19 protein-coding genes are annotated in these 16,482 nt (G+C 43.9%); 10 read left to right on the top strand and 9 right to left on the bottom strand.

Annotation, left to right across the window (positions count from 1 at the left end; genetic code table 11):
* Window positions 1-50: 50 nt before the first annotated feature.
* From NF859_RS06225 to NF859_RS06205, 5 genes are all read left to right on the top strand, one after another.
* A complete protein-coding gene (locus NF859_RS06225) occupies window positions 51-1,406 on the top strand; it encodes an NfeD family protein (RefSeq protein WP_252743477.1) in 1,356 nt (451 codons plus the stop codon).
* Between the two features lies 1 nt (window position 1,407).
* A complete protein-coding gene (locus NF859_RS06220; protein ID WP_252743476.1) occupies window positions 1,408-2,205 on the top strand; it encodes a slipin family protein in 798 nt (265 codons plus the stop codon).
* Window positions 2,206-2,349: 144 nt separating this feature from the next.
* Window positions 2,350-3,132 (top strand): cell division ATPase MinD, encoded by a 783-nt coding sequence (gene minD, locus NF859_RS06215; RefSeq protein WP_087035467.1) that lies wholly within the window; start codon window positions 2,350-2,352, stop codon window positions 3,130-3,132.
* Window positions 3,129-3,371 (top strand): hypothetical protein, encoded by a 243-nt coding sequence (locus NF859_RS06210; RefSeq protein ID WP_252743475.1) that lies wholly within the window; start codon window positions 3,129-3,131, stop codon window positions 3,369-3,371. The genes minD and NF859_RS06210 overlap by 4 nt, the downstream gene beginning before the upstream one ends.
* Window positions 3,372-3,466: 95 nt before the next feature.
* Window positions 3,467-4,978: an AMP phosphorylase gene (locus NF859_RS06205; RefSeq protein WP_004069717.1), complete on the top strand. Its 1,512-nt coding sequence runs from the start codon at window positions 3,467-3,469 to the stop codon at window positions 4,976-4,978.
* Here the strand turns inward: NF859_RS06205 and NF859_RS06200 are convergent.
* Window positions 4,975-5,355, bottom strand: coding sequence for a DUF2095 family protein (locus NF859_RS06200; RefSeq protein WP_252743474.1), 381 nt, complete (start codon window positions 5,353-5,355; stop codon window positions 4,975-4,977). The genes NF859_RS06205 and NF859_RS06200 overlap by 4 nt on opposite strands.
* A 102-nt stretch (window positions 5,356-5,457) precedes the next feature.
* On the opposite strand from NF859_RS06200, the gene NF859_RS06195 reads away from it, so the two are divergent.
* Together NF859_RS06195 and NF859_RS06190 are read left to right on the top strand one after the other, a co-directional pair.
* Window positions 5,458-5,919: a GIY-YIG nuclease family protein gene (locus NF859_RS06195; protein ID WP_252743473.1), complete on the top strand. Its 462-nt coding sequence runs from the start codon at window positions 5,458-5,460 to the stop codon at window positions 5,917-5,919.
* On the top strand, window positions 5,897-6,664 hold the full coding sequence (locus tag NF859_RS06190) for a phosphoglycerol geranylgeranyltransferase (RefSeq protein WP_252743472.1): 768 nt from the start codon (window positions 5,897-5,899) through the stop codon (window positions 6,662-6,664). The genes NF859_RS06195 and NF859_RS06190 overlap by 23 nt, the downstream gene beginning before the upstream one ends.
* A 29-nt stretch (window positions 6,665-6,693) precedes the next feature.
* Here the strand turns inward: NF859_RS06190 and NF859_RS06185 are convergent, their stop codons facing one another.
* Window positions 6,694-6,840 carry a hypothetical protein gene (locus NF859_RS06185; RefSeq protein ID WP_252743471.1) on the bottom strand — a complete coding sequence of 49 codons (147 nt, stop codon included), beginning with the start codon at window positions 6,838-6,840 and terminating at the stop codon, window positions 6,694-6,696.
* A gap of 125 nt (window positions 6,841-6,965) precedes the next feature.
* Here NF859_RS06185 and NF859_RS06180 point away from each other — a divergent pair, with 125 nt between their 5' ends.
* Window positions 6,966-7,808 (top strand): M55 family metallopeptidase, encoded by an 843-nt coding sequence (locus NF859_RS06180; RefSeq protein ID WP_252743470.1) that lies wholly within the window; start codon window positions 6,966-6,968, stop codon window positions 7,806-7,808.
* Here NF859_RS06180 and NF859_RS06175 read toward each other — a convergent pair.
* The 3 genes from NF859_RS06175 to NF859_RS06165 form a co-directional block, all read right to left on the bottom strand.
* On the bottom strand, window positions 7,805-8,044 hold the full coding sequence (locus NF859_RS06175; protein ID WP_252743469.1) for a hypothetical protein: 240 nt from the start codon (window positions 8,042-8,044) through the stop codon (window positions 7,805-7,807). The two genes, NF859_RS06180 and NF859_RS06175, sit on opposite strands and share 4 nt — an antisense overlap.
* 200 nt (window positions 8,045-8,244) lie before the next feature.
* Window positions 8,245-8,847, bottom strand: coding sequence for a DUF257 family protein (locus NF859_RS06170; RefSeq protein ID WP_252743468.1), 603 nt, complete (start codon window positions 8,845-8,847; stop codon window positions 8,245-8,247).
* Window positions 8,848-8,899: 52 nt separating this feature from the next.
* The gene (locus NF859_RS06165) at window positions 8,900-11,215 is read right to left on the bottom strand and encodes a DEAD/DEAH box helicase (protein WP_252743467.1); all 2,316 of its coding nucleotides are present in this window, start codon (window positions 11,213-11,215) and stop codon (window positions 8,900-8,902) included.
* Window positions 11,216-11,303: 88 nt separating this feature from the next.
* Here NF859_RS06165 and NF859_RS06160 point away from each other — a divergent pair, with 88 nt between their 5' ends.
* Window positions 11,304-11,666: a helix-turn-helix domain-containing protein gene (locus tag NF859_RS06160; protein WP_252743466.1), complete on the top strand. Its 363-nt coding sequence runs from the start codon at window positions 11,304-11,306 to the stop codon at window positions 11,664-11,666.
* On the opposite strand, the gene NF859_RS06155 is transcribed toward NF859_RS06160, so the two are convergent.
* Window positions 11,625-12,719, bottom strand: a complete 1,095-nt coding sequence (locus NF859_RS06155) for a radical SAM protein (protein WP_252743465.1) — start codon at window positions 12,717-12,719, stop codon at window positions 11,625-11,627. The two genes, NF859_RS06160 and NF859_RS06155, sit on opposite strands and share 42 nt — an antisense overlap.
* Before the next feature lie 82 nt (window positions 12,720-12,801).
* On the opposite strand from NF859_RS06155, the gene NF859_RS06150 reads away from it, so the two are divergent.
* A complete protein-coding gene (locus NF859_RS06150) occupies window positions 12,802-13,755 on the top strand; it encodes a radical SAM protein (protein WP_252743464.1) in 954 nt (317 codons plus the stop codon).
* On the opposite strand, the gene NF859_RS06145 is transcribed toward NF859_RS06150, so the two are convergent.
* The 3 genes from NF859_RS06145 to tsaA all read right to left on the bottom strand — a co-directional run bounded on the left by NF859_RS06145 (window position 13,747) and on the right by tsaA (window position 16,346).
* Window positions 13,747-14,634: a nucleotide-binding protein gene (locus NF859_RS06145; protein WP_252743463.1), complete on the bottom strand. Its 888-nt coding sequence runs from the start codon at window positions 14,632-14,634 to the stop codon at window positions 13,747-13,749. The genes NF859_RS06150 and NF859_RS06145 overlap by 9 nt on opposite strands.
* Window positions 14,635-14,639: 5 nt before the next feature.
* Entirely contained in the window at window positions 14,640-15,500 is an 861-nt protein-coding gene (locus NF859_RS06140) for a nucleotide-binding protein (RefSeq protein WP_252743462.1), read from the bottom strand.
* Between the two features lie 333 nt (window positions 15,501-15,833).
* Window positions 15,834-16,346: a tRNA (N6-threonylcarbamoyladenosine(37)-N6)-methyltransferase TrmO gene (tsaA, locus tag NF859_RS06135; RefSeq protein ID WP_252743461.1), complete on the bottom strand. Its 513-nt coding sequence runs from the start codon at window positions 16,344-16,346 to the stop codon at window positions 15,834-15,836.
* Between the last annotated feature and the right edge of the window lie 136 nt (window positions 16,347-16,482).

Genomic DNA, 16,482 nt, shown 5'->3' with positions numbered 1-16,482 from the left:
TGAGAAAACTTAATTAAGTTGAAGAACTATATTTACACAAGGTGGTGGTTATGAGAAAAATCATTCTTATCTCTCTGTTTCTGCTCATATTCTTGGGCCCAGCGCTAGCTGAAGCAAAAACCGTTTATGTTGCTCAAATAAAAGGTGAGATAACTCCCTACACATACGATCAGTTCGACAGGTACATAAGCGAGGCAGAGAAGGCAAATGCAAATGCAATAATAATCCTTCTTGACACTCCCGGCGGTAGAGCGGATGCGATGCAAAACATAATCGAGAGAATAAAATCCGCCGATGTTCCCGTTATAACCTACGTTTATCCACCTGGAGCTATGGCGGCCTCCGCTGGAACATATATTGCCTTGGGTTCACATTTAATAGCCATGGCACCCGGAACAAGTATCGGTGCATGCAGGCCTATTTTAGGTTATTCTCAAAATGGAAGCATTATAGAGGCTCCCCCAAAGGTCGTTAACTTCTACATCTCCTACATAAAAAGCTTGGCAAAGGCCAGTGGAAGAAATGAAACAATGGCAGAAAAGTTCATAACGGAGGATTTGGCCATAGATCCCGAAGAAGCCCTAAAGTACGGAGTTATTGAGGTTATTGCAAACGATGTAAATGACCTCTTGGAAAAAGCAGATGGCATGAAAACTAAAGTTCCCGTAAGGGGAGAATACGTAACTTTAGATCTTAAAGGAGCTGAAGTTAGATATCTAGAACCGAGTTTAAAGGATAGAGTAATAACATACATCACCGATCCAGCAGTTGCTTACGTTCTCTTAACACTCGGCATATGGGCTCTTGTTTTAGGCTTCCTGAGTCCAGGGTGGCACGTTCCAGAAACGGCTGGAGCAATAATGATTGTCCTAGCCATAATAGGGCTTGGATACTTCGGCTACAGGAGTGCAGGATTGCTGTTGATAATCCTTGCAGTGATATTCTTCATAGCAGAAGCCCTAACACCTACTTTTGGCCTCTTTACCGTTGCTGGCTTTATAACGTTTGTTTTGGGTAGCATAATGCTCTTCAGCGGGGGTGGGGGAGTGGACTATCTGGTTTCAAGAGAAGTTTATTCCCAGATTAGATTGATAATAATAACAATCGGTGCACTGCTTGCTTTGTTCTTTGCCTTTGGAATGGCTGCAGTGATAAGGGCTCATAGAAGAAAAGCACAAACAGGGAAGGAAGAGATGATAGGCCTTTCAGGAGAGGTAGTGGAACCTTTAGCTCCAGAAGGGATGATAAGAGTCAGAGGAGAGCTTTGGAGGGCAAGAAGCAGGGATGGTGAAACAATAAATGTTGGAGAAAAAGTTAAGGTTGTTGGGATGGATGGGCTCAAACTTATCGTGGTTAGGGAAAAAGAAAAAAAGCATGAAAAAGAAAATACTAATGAGGTGAAGTAGAATGGCCTTTGAGTGGGTTGTGTATGTTATTATTTTAGTTTTTATTTTGGTGTTTTTAGCCTCGGCTATAAAGATAGTGAAAGAATACGAGAGGGCAGTGATCTTCAGGCTTGGTAGGGTTGTTGGAGCCAGAGGACCAGGATTGTTCTTCATAATCCCAATATTCGAAAAGGCTGTTATAGTTGATTTGAGAACCCAGGTTTTAGACGTTCCAGTTCAAGAAACAATAACAAAGGACAACGTGCCTGTTAGGGTTAATGCCGTTGTTTACTTTAGAGTCGTCGACCCGGTAAAAGCCGTTACCCAGGTTAAGAACTTTATCATGGCAACATCCCAAATTTCTCAAACAACTCTGAGAAGTGTAATTGGTCAAGCGCACTTGGATGAACTTCTTAGCGAAAGGGAAAAGCTCAACAGAGAACTGCAAAGGATAATTGATGAAGCCACTGACCCATGGGGAATAAAAGTTACGGCCGTAGAGATAAAAGACGTTGAACTTCCGGCTGGAATGCAAAGGGCAATGGCAAGACAAGCAGAGGCAGAAAGAGAAAGGAGAGCAAGAATTACACTTGCTGAGGCAGAAAGACAGGCTGCCGAGAAGCTCAGAGAAGCTGCAGAAATTATCTCTGAGCACCCAATGGCACTCCAGCTTAGAACCTTGCAAACAATAAGTGACGTAGCAGGAGACAAGAGCAATGTTATAGTTCTAACACTCCCGATGGAGATGTTGAAGCTATTCAGGAGCCTTTCTGATACAGCTGAAGTCGCAAAGAAAAAGTTAGAGGAAGAAAAGGAGTAGCCTTTTCTTTACGTTTTTTACTGCCCTTTAATTCTTTTTTAAGGATTAATTGAGTTAACTATAAAAAGTTAGACATCAACATATAAGTTAGATGCATTGATTACAAATTTCGTACATTGGATTTAAAGAGATGGAGGGATTAAATTGGGAAGGTCTATTGTTTTTGCCTCTGGAAAAGGTGGCACAGGTAAAACCACAACACTAGCAAATGTTGGTGTCGCTTTGGCACAGTTTGGAAAGGAGGTTATAGTAATTGATGCAGATATTACAATGGCAAATCTGAGCTTAATCCTCGGTATGGAGGATATTCCAATAACCCTCCACGATGTTCTCTCGGGAGAAGCAGAGCTCAGGGATGCCATCTACGAAGGCCCAGCAGGTGTTAAGGTAATCCCAGGCGGACTAAGCCTTGAAAAAATAAAGAAGGTAAAGAATCCAGAGAGATTGAAAGAGCTCATAAGGGAGATCTCATCAATGGCGGATTTTGTTTTAATCGATGCCCCTGCTGGTCTGGAGATGACCTCAATCACTGCTCTGCTCATAGGAAAGGAACTTATTTTGGTAACAAACCCAGAGATTTCTGCGATCACAGACTCCCTTAAAACGAAACTTGTGGCAGAAAAGCTTGGAACCCTTCCGTTGGGGACTGTATTGAACAGAGTAACAAATGAAAAAACAGAACTAAGTAGAGAGGACATTGAAGCCATCTTAGAAGTCCCAGTACTTGCAGTAATACCTGAAGACCCAGAAGTGAAGAGGGCAAGTGCTTATGGAATTCCCCTAGTTATCAAAAATCCAATGTCGCCGGCGGCAATAGCCTATAAGCAGCTCGCCGCAAAGCTCGCGGGAGTTAAATACAAGCCCCCGGAACCAGAAAGCCCAATAAAGAGGGTTTTCAAAGCCCTGTTTGGAGGGGGGAGAAGATGAGCCCACTTACTTTTCTGGTCATTATCCTCCTGGATACAAATATAATACTGGCGATACTATACATAGCGGAGAGAAGATCCCCATACTATGTTGGGTATGATACGGAAACAAGGAATACCTTGAAGAGAAGGGTTACCCATCTAAAAGAAGAGCTGGAGTCAGAATTAGTTGAGTTTGATGTTGAGGAATGGGAGAGGGCCCTTGAGGAATCCTTGGAAGAAGAAATACGGAACTTATGAGTTCTCTGTCCCTTAAATTCTTTTTGTCCTTAAGAAAAGCTTAAGTATTCTCGGATAATATTGTTACATCCCCACTCATTTAGGAGGGTGAAAACATGAGGGCGAAAGTGAAGATTTTGGATGTAGAGACCGGGAGATTTATGGTAGTAATCAACGAGGAAGACGCTAAGAAAGCAAAGCTTCATCCAGAGGACCTAATTAAAATAGAAACCGCAAAAAGAACAATATACGGAGATGTGGTTATAAGCAACATGGTTCAGCCGGGGGAGATAGGGGTTACAAAGGACATAATGCGTGCTTATTCCTTTTCTGAAGGAGAAATGGTAAACGTAGTTCCTGCAGGAACTCCAGAAAGCGTGAGATATGTTAAGAAAAAGATGAATGGTCAAAAGCTTAAGAAGGTTGAAATAGAGGCAATTGTTAAAGACATCGTCGATAGAAAACTTCGGGACATAGAAATAAGTTCTTTTGTAACTTCTCTTGAGATAAACGGGCTTGATATGGATGAGATTGCGTGGCTTACAATGGCAATGGCAGAGACTGGAGATATGTTGGATATAGATAGAAAGCCGATTATGGATGTCCACAGCATAGGTGGAGTTCCCGGAAACAAGACAAACGTGCTTGTAGTGCCGATAGTTGCCGCAGCCGGCTTAACAATTCCAAAAACCTCTTCAAGGGCAATAACAAGTGCCGCTGGAACTGCTGATGTGGTAGAAGTTCTTGCTCCAGTGACTTTCTCATTGGACGAAATAAAGAGGATCGTGGAAAAAATTGGTGCCTGTTTGGTGTGGGGTGGAGCCCTTAACTTGGCCCCCGCTGATGACCTGACAATTAAAGCCGAAAGGGCATTAAGCATTGATCCTAGGGGGCTTATGCTTGCGAGCATAATGTCGAAGAAGTACGCCATGGGTTCTCAATACGTTCTCATAGACATACCAACGGGAGAGGGAGTGAAGGTTGAGACCATAGAGGAGGCAAGGTCTTTGGCAAAAGACTTCATAGAGCTAGGAAAGAGACTCGGTCAATATGTGGAAACAGCGATTACTTATGGGGGCCAGCCAATAGGACACACAGTTGGCCCTGCGCTTGAGGCTAAAGAGGCTTTAGAGACCATAATGACAGGCAAAGGCCCGGGGAGTCTGGTGGAGAAGGCCACGGGCTTAGCGGGGATTCTGCTTGAGATGGGTGGAGTAGCACCGGCAGGAATGGGCAAGAAGATGGCGAAAGAAATCCTCGAAAGTGGAAAAGCTTACGAAAAGCTAAAGGAGATAATAGCCGAGCAGGGGGGAGATCCAAATATAAAGCCAGAGGATATCCCAATAGGCGACAAAACTTACACCTTCGTAGCTCAAACCTCTGGATATGTAACAAAGATCGACAACAAAGCAATAACGACAATAGCAAGAGCCGCTGGAGCTCCGGAAGACAAAGGTGCCGGAATTCTGCTCCATGTCAAAGTTGGAGAAAAAGTTAGGGAAGGGGATCCTCTCTTTACAATACACGCGGAGAGCGAAGTTAGACTCGACCAAGCAATAATTCAAGCAAGGAGAATGGAGCCGATAAGAATAGAGGGCATGGTGCTCCAGAGAATTGGAAATATCTAACGTTTTCTATGCCTTTCGTACCATCCCCACTCTTTTTTGCTTCCAAAGCTTCTTACCCCTTCTTTCACAAGCTTTATCCTGAGTTCTTTGGCTAATTCAGGAGTTATCTCGCCGTGCTCCTCCATCCAGTTGATAATTTCCAAAGCCTCCTCATCGGTCTCGCATCTTCTTATGAAGTCAATAACCGTCGGATTGTACCCGGAAAAATCCATCAATTCTTCCTCTTCTTCCTCTTCCACTCTGTAACCTTCGATAACAAGACCAGGCTCTTCTTCAAGTTCTTTAGCTAAGTGGGGATATTTTTCTTCAAATTCTTCCTTATCATATTCCTGCCAAGGAAATTCATCAATGGGGCGCTTTTTCTTTTTGTCCACCATACTAGGCACCTCTCTTCAAACTTTACTCCGCTGGTCTGCTTTATATACTTTGTTGCCTTGCCCTTGCAAAGCCCTTATATATTCTTTTGCAGAGTTCTAAACATGAAGGGCTCCTATCTTCTTGTAATCTATTTGGAAAGAGACGCAAACATAAGAACAAAAGCCCGAGAGTTTCGTTTGAAGAAAGGGTATTACATTTACGTTGGCTCTGCAATGAACTCCCTCGAAAAAAGGGTTGCAAGACATTTCAGAAAGAAAAAACATCTTCACTGGCATATTGACTTTCTTCTCCAAAGAGCACAGCTTTTGAGCGCTTATCTAATACCCAGCGAGGAAAGAATTGAGGAGGAACTTTCCCGTATCGTGGGAAAAGTTTTTCAAGGGGTTGAAGGTTTTGGGGCGAGTGATGTTAAAGTAAAAACAAATTTATACTTCTCCGCAACTCCTCCAGATGGAACAATATGTAACATCTTAAACTCAAGAAACCTTAGGTGGAAAAGAGTTAAAAGTCCCGAAGAAATTATGAAGTGGAGGGAAGAGAATGCTGAGGATAGGAAAGGTTGAATCTTACATTCACGAGAAGCTCGAAAAAGAAAAACTCCACTTTGTTCTCTTAGATCCCGATGATGTTTCTCCCGAAACTGCAGGAAAGCTTGCCAAAATGAGTGAGGAACTCGGTGTGGATGCAATAATGGTTGGTGGTTCCACAGGGGCAGAGGGAGAAATTCTTGATGAGGTCGTTAAGTCGATAAAAGAGAGTTCCAGCTTACCTGTGATACTCTTTCCGGGTTCACATGGAGGGGTAAGCAAATATGCGGATGCAATATTCTTTATGAGCCTCCTTAATTCACGAAATCCATTTTTTATTACTGGTGCCCAGGCGCTTGGAGCTTTTACGGTAAAACGCTATGGAATTGAGCCAATACCGATGGCCTATCTGGTAGTAGAGCCGGGTGAAACAGTTGGATGGGTAAGTGATGCTAAGCCGATTCCAAGGCACAAGCCAAAAATAGCCGCCGCTTACGCTCTAGCTGGGCAGTACATGGGGATGAGGCTTGTTTACCTTGAAGCGGGAAGCGGTGCTCCAGAACATGTACCGAATGATATGATTAAAGTTGTTAAAGCCGCAATTGATGTTCCCCTAATAGTTGGAGGCGGCATAAGGAGCTACGAAGATGCAAAAGAGGTTGCCCAGAGCGGTGCGGACATAATCGTTACTGGCACAGCGATAGAGAAAGCGGGATCTTTAGAGAAAGCTAGGAAAAGGCTGGAAAGAATAATAAAAGGGGTCAAAGAAGTCAAGCCTTGAGTTTGACTGGTGAACCTTTGTTCCTAACTTCACTTTTTTGAGGTTCCCAAGAAATCTCCAACAAGCTCTGAGAGGCCTTTCCAGAATCCTTCTAGAAACCATATAATCACTATTACGGTAACTAACCACACAACAATTCCCATAACTATCTTTAGAAATTCAACTATCGCGCCCATTTAATTCTCCTGTTTAATTGATTGTGCTCATTATATTTATTGGTTATCGTTTTTGTTTCTGAGGGTGTCTTGTTTCCCAAATTTATTTAAATGTGTGCCACTGAGATATTTAATCGGTGATCCAAATGCGCGCTTTTATCTCTGTTGATTTAGAAGGGATGCCCTTTATAGTCAGTCCTCAGCACTTGGTGGAAAAAGGCGCTCTATACAACGAAGCTCGGAAAATAGCCACGGAGATAACTTTAACCGCTGCAGATGCCCTTCACAGAGCCGGTTTTGAAGAGGTGATAATAGCTGACAGCCACGGCCCAATGGTAAACCTTCTTCCCGAGGAGCTCCCCGAATACGTTTACCTCGTCAGAGGTTACCCAAGGCCAATGGCTATGGTTGCTGGAGCTGAAGAATGTGATGTAGCTTTATTTTTGGGATATCACGCAAAGGCTGGAACGGCATATGGTATCTTTGACCACACCTACAGCGGTGCAAACGTTGGAAAGCTTGAGCTAAATGGCATTGAGGTTAGTGAATTCCTCTTGAATGGCTTTGCTGTAGGACATTTCAACATTCCAGTGATCCTTGTTGGAGGAGACAAAAAACTCCTCGAGGAGGATGTGGAGAAATTCACACCATGGGCTGAGAGAGTGGTATTTAAGGAGGCATTCTCAAGGTATTCCGCCATAAGCCCGAGCATGAAGAAAATTAAGAAAGACCTCGAGAACGCCGTCTTCAGAGCTGTTGAAAAATACAAAAACGGGGAAGCAAAACCTCTAAAACTTGACTATCCCGTTAGGGTGAGGCTCACTTACAACAACAGCGGCATGGCGGATGTAGGAGAACTTCTACCGGGGGCAAGAAGGATAGATGGAAAAACGGTAGAGTTTGAAGCAAAGAACATTATCGAGGCATACAAGGCATTTCAGCTACTGGTGTTTGCTGCCACTGGAGTCACATCAATACTTAGGCGTTAGGCTTCACTCAACACTTTAAAGCTGATTTTTCCGTCTCTTACTATCTTTTTGATGTCCTCAAGGAGCTTTTGAACGTTCTCTTCTGCAACTTCCATTCTTATTTCACTAATACCTTTGCTTGTGGGGGGCAAGAAGTATATGTCCTTAATCTTTCCCCTAACCTCATTTAAAATTTTACTCAAAATTTTTCCCCTTTTCTCATAAGGCAATTTTATGTCCAGTTCAACAATTTTCATAGCTGTCACCATTTTATTTTAGAAAAGAAACCCTATATAACCTTTTTCATGAGCCAGAGGTATGAAGCTTTTGGGAGTTTATTCCTCTCGGTTATGAGAAAATTTTTGATGTTTTCATCTAACTATCAATGCCCCGGAGAAACCGCGGGGGATGAGCGAGTGGCGAGCTGTGATTCCCCTTCGCTCCTCCGGGGCACACTTTAAATGTTGAGTGGCTTAAGAAGGTTTATCCTGAAGCCATCCTTCTCCTCGATTGAAACAACTGCTGTTGAAATCTCCTCCATAATAGGTAAAATTTCCGGAACCGCTGATTTTATCAAATCTGCGTTGATGAAGTAGAAGGCAATCCTCTTTTTGTTTCCGAGATATTTCAGCACTCCGTATATACTGGGTATGAAATCTTTTCTCTCGCTGTGGAGAATGAAAAGCTTATCAAAACCCAGCACGAGGTTTATCACTTTCTCTTCGGGCAGTTTTTCAAAGATTTTATCGTATTCTCTTTCCAAAACCGTGCTCTCAGTTATTGGGACTCTTCCTAGGACTTTCCCTATGTTTATAGCCCCTCCAATCTTTATTACATTAAGGTCGTTGAGAAGGGAAGTATCTATTCCAGCAATCTCCATCTGAGATTTATACATGTGGAGCGTGTCCAAGAAGTCATCTACAAGAACCGGGTAGTTATTCTCCCTGCTCCACTTTATAAGTTCGTGGAAGAGCAGATAAATCGGAGCTTTTGAAGAGTACTCCACTAAAACAGTTTCACCAAATTTTAGTTTTTCCAGTATAGAAAGAAAGTTGTGCACAGCGGCACCCCCGTTTGTGATTTTTCTATTGGTTTAGATAATTTTGAAAATCTTATATATTTTTCTCTTCCTCCTCTTCATATGGGGCAGTTATGACTTTTCTTATCTCTCTGGCTATTTTTTCTCCAATTCCATCCACCTGCATTAACTCGCTCTCTTTTGCCGTGAAAACCCTCTCCACGCTCCCGAAATGCCTGAGGAGTCTTCTCGCTAAGGTTGCCGATACATAGGGGAGCCCTTCAACGATTAGCCTCTGCCTTTCAGCTAATGTTAAGGCCTTCTTCTCACTTCTAACGGCTACTTCCTTCTTTCTCTCCTCCTGTTCACGCTTGGCGATGAGGTAAATGTAGTTGGCAACTTCACTCGAATCTTTAGCGAAAAGAACTGGGATCTCCCAGTCTACAGTTAAAGCAGCTAAGGCACCTCTAATGGCATTTGGGTGCACGTTCCTAATTCCGTAGAGCTCTCCTTCGATAATAATGACCGGTCTGGAATAGGCCTCTTTTAAACGCTTTGCCTGATCAAAAAGCCTACCATCTATTATTGACTGGATAAAATCATTAGCGGCTTTTCTCTCTATAGCCACGTCTTCACTCACTATGTAATCTCCAACGTCGAGGGTTCTAACTTCCAAATGAGCACCTAGTTCCTTTAGTATTTTTGGAACCTGGCTCTTGAGCTCGCGTGAATCAACATAAACTACAATTCCTTTTGGCTTTTTCACAAAAATTGGCTTTATGGGGAGCTTTTCATACACATCTTTCTCTGGCTCTTCCCTCTTTTCGACAACTTCCTCAGCTTTTTCCTCCTTCTCTTTCGGCTTTACAAAACCTAAGAGGGAGGCTTGTTTTTCTTTTTTAACCATATCCTCCACCTTCTTTAAGAGAGAGATCATCTGCTTCTCCTTATGGCGGGAACTCCAGTAGTAAGCTTCGTCCCTCGTGCCCTTCGCCATTAATATAACAACCCTGCCCGGCCTGTGTCTTCCCGTTCTTCCCCTTCTCTGGATACTTCTTATGGCAGAAGGCACAGGTTCGTAAAAGATAACCAAATCCACTTCGGGAACATCCAGACCTTCTTCGCCAACACTTGTGGCAACGAGAACGTTGAATTCTCCCTGGGAGAAAAGATCTAAAATTTGCTTTTGCTTCTTTTGGCTTAAGCCCCTGTCGTTTTCTTTATTTGCCTGTCCCACAAAACGCATGCTCCTTATTTGCTCTTGAAGGAGCTCTTTTACGATCTTTTTTGCAGTTTCCCTGTAGTTTGTGAAGACGATTATCTTTGAGGCGGGTTTCTTGCTCAATTGCTCTTTAATCAGCTCTTTCATCTTGTCTAACTTTGGATGGTCGATTCCCAATTCTTTTGCTTGGACAAGAAGGGCTATTGCCTTTTTCATCTTTTGATCCTGCATTAGCTCCTTTGTTGACTTTGTCTTTCCCCTCTTGGCCTCTTCATAGAGCTTCTTGAGGTAAGCCCTCAAGGCGGATAATCCTTGGGTTTCGAGAAGTTCTATTGCATGGTGGAGCTTCAGGGCTTTTGCTTGGTAAAACATGAGTTTTCCTACATCATAGTTGCCTTTTGCCATCTCGGCGTTTATTATCTGTCCCGCTTTGAGGATTTCTTTTTTCGGAACATCTGGAGAAGCGCTCTCGATAAGACCTGCCTCAGCCAAAGGCTTCAACGAATCTCTGAGCATTTCTCTTAGAATTTTTCTAACTTCCTTGTAGATCCCCGGCAGCTCTACCCTAACCCATTCAAACTTTATCCCTTGGACGTAAGGTTTAACATCGGGAGAGTTCTCGGTTCTAACCTCAATGTGCTCTATGAAGAGGTTCTTGACAATCTCCTTAATCTTTGCCTCATCGCTTCCAGGAGAAGCCGTAAGACCCAAAATGAGGGGATGTTTTGCTTGTTTCATGTATTCTTTGGCTATGTAAACATAAGCATAGTTCCCCACCGCCCTATGGGCTTCATCAAAGACGAGCAGAACAACGTCTTCAAGGCTTATCCTCCCAACAACAAGGTCGTTTTCTATCGTTTGGGGAGTAGCGGTAATAATAATACTTTTTTTCCATATTTCCTCTCTTCTCTCAGGTTGGATCTCGCCAGTTAATGTGTTTATCTTCTCCTCCGGAAGGTCAAAAAGCTTCAGAAAGCTTTCTCTATGTTGGAGGGCTAGGGGTTTTGTTGGTGCGAGCATCAGAACTTTCCCGCCGTATTTAGATAAGCGATAGTCAGCTATCATCTGAGCTATTAGAGTTTTCCCTAATCCGGTCGGCAGAACAACTAGGCTGTTTTTGTCTTTGCACTTCGCGTAGATTACTTCTTGATAAACCCTCGGCTGGATAAGGTCTTTCCGCAGATACATTAATCTATATTTTGGCAAGGAGGTTTATAAATACGCCGCCGCACAAAACCTAAAAAGGGGAAACTCAAACTGTAGTTTAGGTGTTAAAATGCCACGCGGGATGGGATGGAGAAGAGGTAGAAGACGAAAAATGCGATTTATTGGTTTCATACCTGAGGTTAGGCATTTCTACCCAGCTAAGCCCCCTTTTGGCCCTCCGCAGCCTCCGATTTTCATGACCTACGAGGAGTTTGAGGCGTTAAGGCTGGTGGATTATGAGGGGTTAACTCAAGAGGAAGCCGGGCAGAGAATGGGTGTCTCAAGGGGCACTGTGTGGAGGGCTCTAAGCTCTGCAAGAAAAAAGGTGGCCCAAATGCTTGTTGAGGGGAGAGAGCTAATAATCCTTGCCCAGGGAAATGAAATCCCCAGATCATCTCAGGAGCCAGAGGTTACCGATGAAGACTCGTTTTAGTCCTTCTTTTCTGGCGATTGTGTAAACCCTTTCCATTTGTTTCTTACTGGTAGTTGGCACGTCGTGCATTAGATGCTGCGGTGCAAATGCTAAGAGAACGTATGGTATATCCGGATTCAGCTGGGCAAGGTACCTCGCTATTCCACCGACCTCTTTCCCATCTATGTAATGGGGCACAACAAGAGTACTAACTACTAAAAGGGGAGGCTCCTTTCTCTCGTCCATTGAGACTATAATCCTTATGTTCTCCTTTACTCTCTGAAGGGCTTTCTCCCCGTTAATTCCAGTTAAGGCCTCGTAAACACTAGGTGTATAGGCTTTCCAGTCAATCTTGACTATTCCCCCACTTTCAAGGCTTATTCTTGCCATCTCTCGAATTATCTTAGGATTTTCAAGCCCATTCGTTTCCCAGCAAATTCTTTTTATTGCTCCAACTTTCTCGGCTCGTTTGAGAATTTCTCTTGAAGTTTTTATTGCATAGGGGCTGTGTGGAGTAGGATCGCCGCCAAAGTAGCACACACATGATACTCTACTTCTCATTGCTATATCTACTAGCTCCTTTGAGCTTATGACAACCCCTTCAAAGGGATCTACGCTCCCGTTTTTTATCATGTATTTATGCTCTATGTTCTGGCAGAAAAGACAATCTAAGTTGCATCCGGCGAAGAAGACTGCTAGGTTGTAAAATCCTCTATGTTCTTTTTCTGGACAAACTGGTCTTGCGACACAGTTTGTTGGATGAGGATCGAGATACCAATGAAGATATGCCTTATCAAAGCTTCCAGTTATGGGGACTAACTTTCCTTTCCTGTTCCACATTACCCCGCAGTAGCCGGAACTTCCCTCCGGAATTTTGCATTCGTTCACGCAAAGCAGGCATTGAATGCCTTCTCTCGGCACTTCTGGAGGCAAACCTATGAGCCTACGCCATTTCCGGTGGGATTCCCTTGATATTTTTAGCGCTTCTTCCGGATTTTCTCGCAAGCAGTTAACGCAGACCCCAATTGATTCGCTAATTTCCTCAGATTTATATCCACATATTTTGCATCTCATCAATAATCTCTTGGGGCTTCATCTTAATCAAGGTTTCCAAAATCTTTAAACGCCCTTAGGCTAACCTAACACTGGTGAGTCTATGATTGCCTTTGGCCCCGTGCCCTCAAGACGGTTGGGCAAAAGCCTGGGAATAAACAATATCCCAGATAAAGTCTGCTCTTATGCATGCGTTTACTGCCAGATTGGGAGAACCTTGAGAATGGAAATTGAGAGAAGGTCTTTCTATCCACCTGGGCTTGTCTTTGAAGAGGTTAAAAGAAAGGTGGAGGAAGCTAAAGAAAAGGGAGAGCACATAGATTACCTTACGTTTGTACCCGATGGCGAACCTACTCTCGATGCAAACTTGGGAAAGGAAATAGAGATGCTGAAGTCTCTCAATATTCCGCTGGCAATTCTGACGAACTCCTCTCTCATCTGGAGGGAGGATGTTAGAGAAGATCTCCTAAAGCTCGATTTTGTTTCCCTAAAGCTCGATGCGGTGACTGAGGATTTGTGGAGAAAAGTAGATCGCCCACATAAGAGCTTGAAACTCGATAAAATTCTTGAGGGGATGCTAGAGTTCAGAAAAGAGTTCAAGGGCAAGCTCGTGACTGAGACAATGCTTATAGATGGGATAAATTATGGGGACGAGTTTAAGAAAATTGCCAAGTTTTTAAGGAAGTTAAATCCGGATATAGCCTACATAGCAGTTCCTACAAGGCCGCCGTGGGAAAAATGGGTGAAGCCAGCTAGGGAAGAAGTTATTAACCTGGCTTTCCAGACATTTGCAGAGGCAATTGGGGAAGAAAAGGTTGAGTATCTTATAGGGTACGAGGGGAATGCCTTTGCCTTCACCGGAAATGTGGAAGAGGATATACTCAGCATTGCTGCAGTTCATCCAATGCGCGAAGATGCCCTAAAAGAGCTCTTGAAAAAAGCCAACGCTGAATGGGATGTTGTGGAGAAGCTCATTGCAGAAGGAAAGCTCATAGAACTGGAATACGGAGGAAAGAGATTCTATATGAGAAAATTAAAGAGCAGGGAGCTACTTTAAAATCTCCTCTTTAACGACTTCCGCTATTTCTTTGAGCACTATAGAGGCTTTTGAATCCGGAAATACTTCAACTACCGGCTTAAGCATTACCATGCTTTTTGGGAGTGCCCTATCGTATGGTATCTCACCAATTATTGGTATGCCCTCCTCCTCGGCGAATTCATAAAGTCCCTTAAAGCCCGGATTCAGATCAGCTTTGTTTATTATAAGGTATGCTGGCTCTCTGAAGTGCTGGACAACCTTGTAAACCCTTTTCACGTCACTTAGCGAAGCGGGAGTTGGTTCTGCCACAAGAATCGCTACATCCGCCCCTCCAAGGCTTGCTATCACTTGGCATCCTATTCCGGCTGCCGAATCAACTATCATGTGCTCTATTCCTTTCTCCTTCATGATCCGTTTAGCCCACTCTTTTTCCTCCGTAACGAGCTTTCCACTGTTTGGTCTTCCCACATCGAGCTGGGCTGAAATTAGTGGGAAGCCGTATTTGGTTGTTGTTTTCCTAACTATGCCTGAACGGACTTCCTCTAAAGTGATTACCCCTTCCACAGGACATACGAGCTTGCAAACTCCACAACCCTCACAAGTTAGTTCATTAACCACGTAATTTCCATCAACAATCTTTATGCAGTCATAGGGACATCTTTCAGCGCATATACCGCACCTTATGCAGGTGCTGGTGTTTATCCTTGCCACTTTTGCACCTATGAGCTCTTTTTCCTCTTCCCACCTTTCAACCCCAAAGAGCAGGTCGAGGTTTGGGGCGTCGGCATCAGCATCAACTGCTATTAGGGAATACTCATCTTTGAGGAGGTATATGAGTGAAGCAGCTACGCTCGATTTTCCTACGCCACCTTTTCCACTCGCTATCGCGATCTGCATTTCAATCACCCCAAATAACTGGCTACCCTTTCGGCAAGGCCTTTGAAGATTTTCGCTTCCTTTTTATCGGTTAGGATTATAGGTTCTCCTTTAACATAACTCTGGATAATAGCTTCGCTGTATGGGATTTCCCCAATTATCTCGGCGTTGTATTTCTGCACTATCTCTTCTACTCTCTTTTTCTCTCCAATATCAGCCCTATTGACAACAACCCATGCCTCTATGCCCATTAATTTGGCGAGCTCGAGGATAAGAGTCAAATCATGAAGGCCAAGTGGAGTAGGCTCTGTAACTGCTATGAGAAGCTTTGAATCTTCCAATGCCTTGGAAACAGTGTTGCTTGTACCGGCGGCAGTGTCCACTAGCAAAAGCTCTTTGTTAAGGGTTTTCGCCCTCTTTTTTGCTGCGGTTACAATAGGCATTGCCCGCTCTTCTCCTTCGAGCAGTTTTCCGGTAACTAAAGGAGACCCATAAGGTGTCTCGGTGAGGTAGGTATGTCCCATAAGCTTCTCTCCTCCCAATATTGCTCCCGTAACTGGGCAGACTATCTCACAAGCCCTGCACCCAGAACATAGAGTGGGCATTAAGAACGGTGTTCCATCCCTCATTGTGATTATTGCGTTTTCTTCACAAACTTCCGCACATTTTCTGCATTTTATGCACTTCGAATAATCAAAGCGCGGCATGAACATATGAACGGGTTCCTCGTTCTGCAGCTCAACTCCAAGGAGAATATGATCGTTTGGTGCTTCGACGTCCAAATCCGCCAAGGCTAAGTCGAAATACTCCCGTAAGGCTATTGCAAGGTTAATGGCTACAGTTGATTTTCCTGTTCCGCCTTTACCTCCGCTCACTGCTATCTGCATCACCTCACCTCCACAGTTAGGGAAACCTAAAACCTTAAAAGTTTTGTGCATATGCTCGTTCACTCCCCATTCCTCAGTTGTGTGATAAAGCATTAATTAGGAGTTAGTTATGCCGAAGATTGAGTTCTTCGAAAAACACCGCTACAGGTACAAGGACTAGTTTGAAAGAAGCAGGCATACCTCTCCGAGCTTGAGGCTATCAAAAGACTTCTGCCTAAAAAGGGAAAGGGAGCGGAGATAAACGTTGGAACGGGAAAATTTCTCGACCTCACGCTTAACTTCCTTAGGGGATTTGAGGAAGGAAATTGGAAGTACGTAGTGGAGGTTCTGTAGTTATTTCGCGAACCTCCCATCATCTTTTGCCTTTGGGAGTTTGTGGACGTTTTCTTCGAGCCAGCCGGTTTTCACACCGTCCCTGTGGTCGAAATCGGGTACGTAGGGCTTTATATCCAAGAGAGGAGTTCCATCGAGGATATCAACATCCTCAACTATGAGAACGTTCCCGCGCCTTTTAACGAGCCTTACTATCGAGATGCCGATGGGATTTGGACGCGCAGGTGCTCTCGTGGCGAATACGCCGTGGTAGTTCTCGTCCATGTATGGTCTCACAAGGAGACTTCTAAACCTCGCCCTGTGAAAGTGGTAGACCAAAATCAAATGAGAGAACCCTTCGATGTCCTTTAATCCTTCCTCGAACTCGGGAAATATCTCAACGGTTCCTCTAATTCCCCTTGCAGCGGAGGCCTGTATGGGGACATCTTTTGGCTCCCTGAAGGGGCTGCGGATGATCCCAATCGGGTGGTAGCATACTTCTTCCAAAGCCAAATTGTTATTAACCTCTTTCATCTTACCCCTCCTATAAAAATTGGTGATTGAGACTTTAACTCTAGCCCTCCCAAAAAGGATTTAGGGATTCTTTTGAACTCTTGACCATAAGACTAACGACAACATCTCGACTAAAGGGTTGGAGCGTTCTCGTTAA

Origin of the sequence: Thermococcus alcaliphilus, assembly GCF_024054535.1 — an archaeon.
GTDB lineage: Archaea > Methanobacteriota_B > Thermococci > Thermococcales > Thermococcaceae > Thermococcus_A > Thermococcus_A alcaliphilus.
Note: the sequence above shows the minus strand (reverse complement) of the source record. Positions and strands in the feature narration are given on the sequence as shown.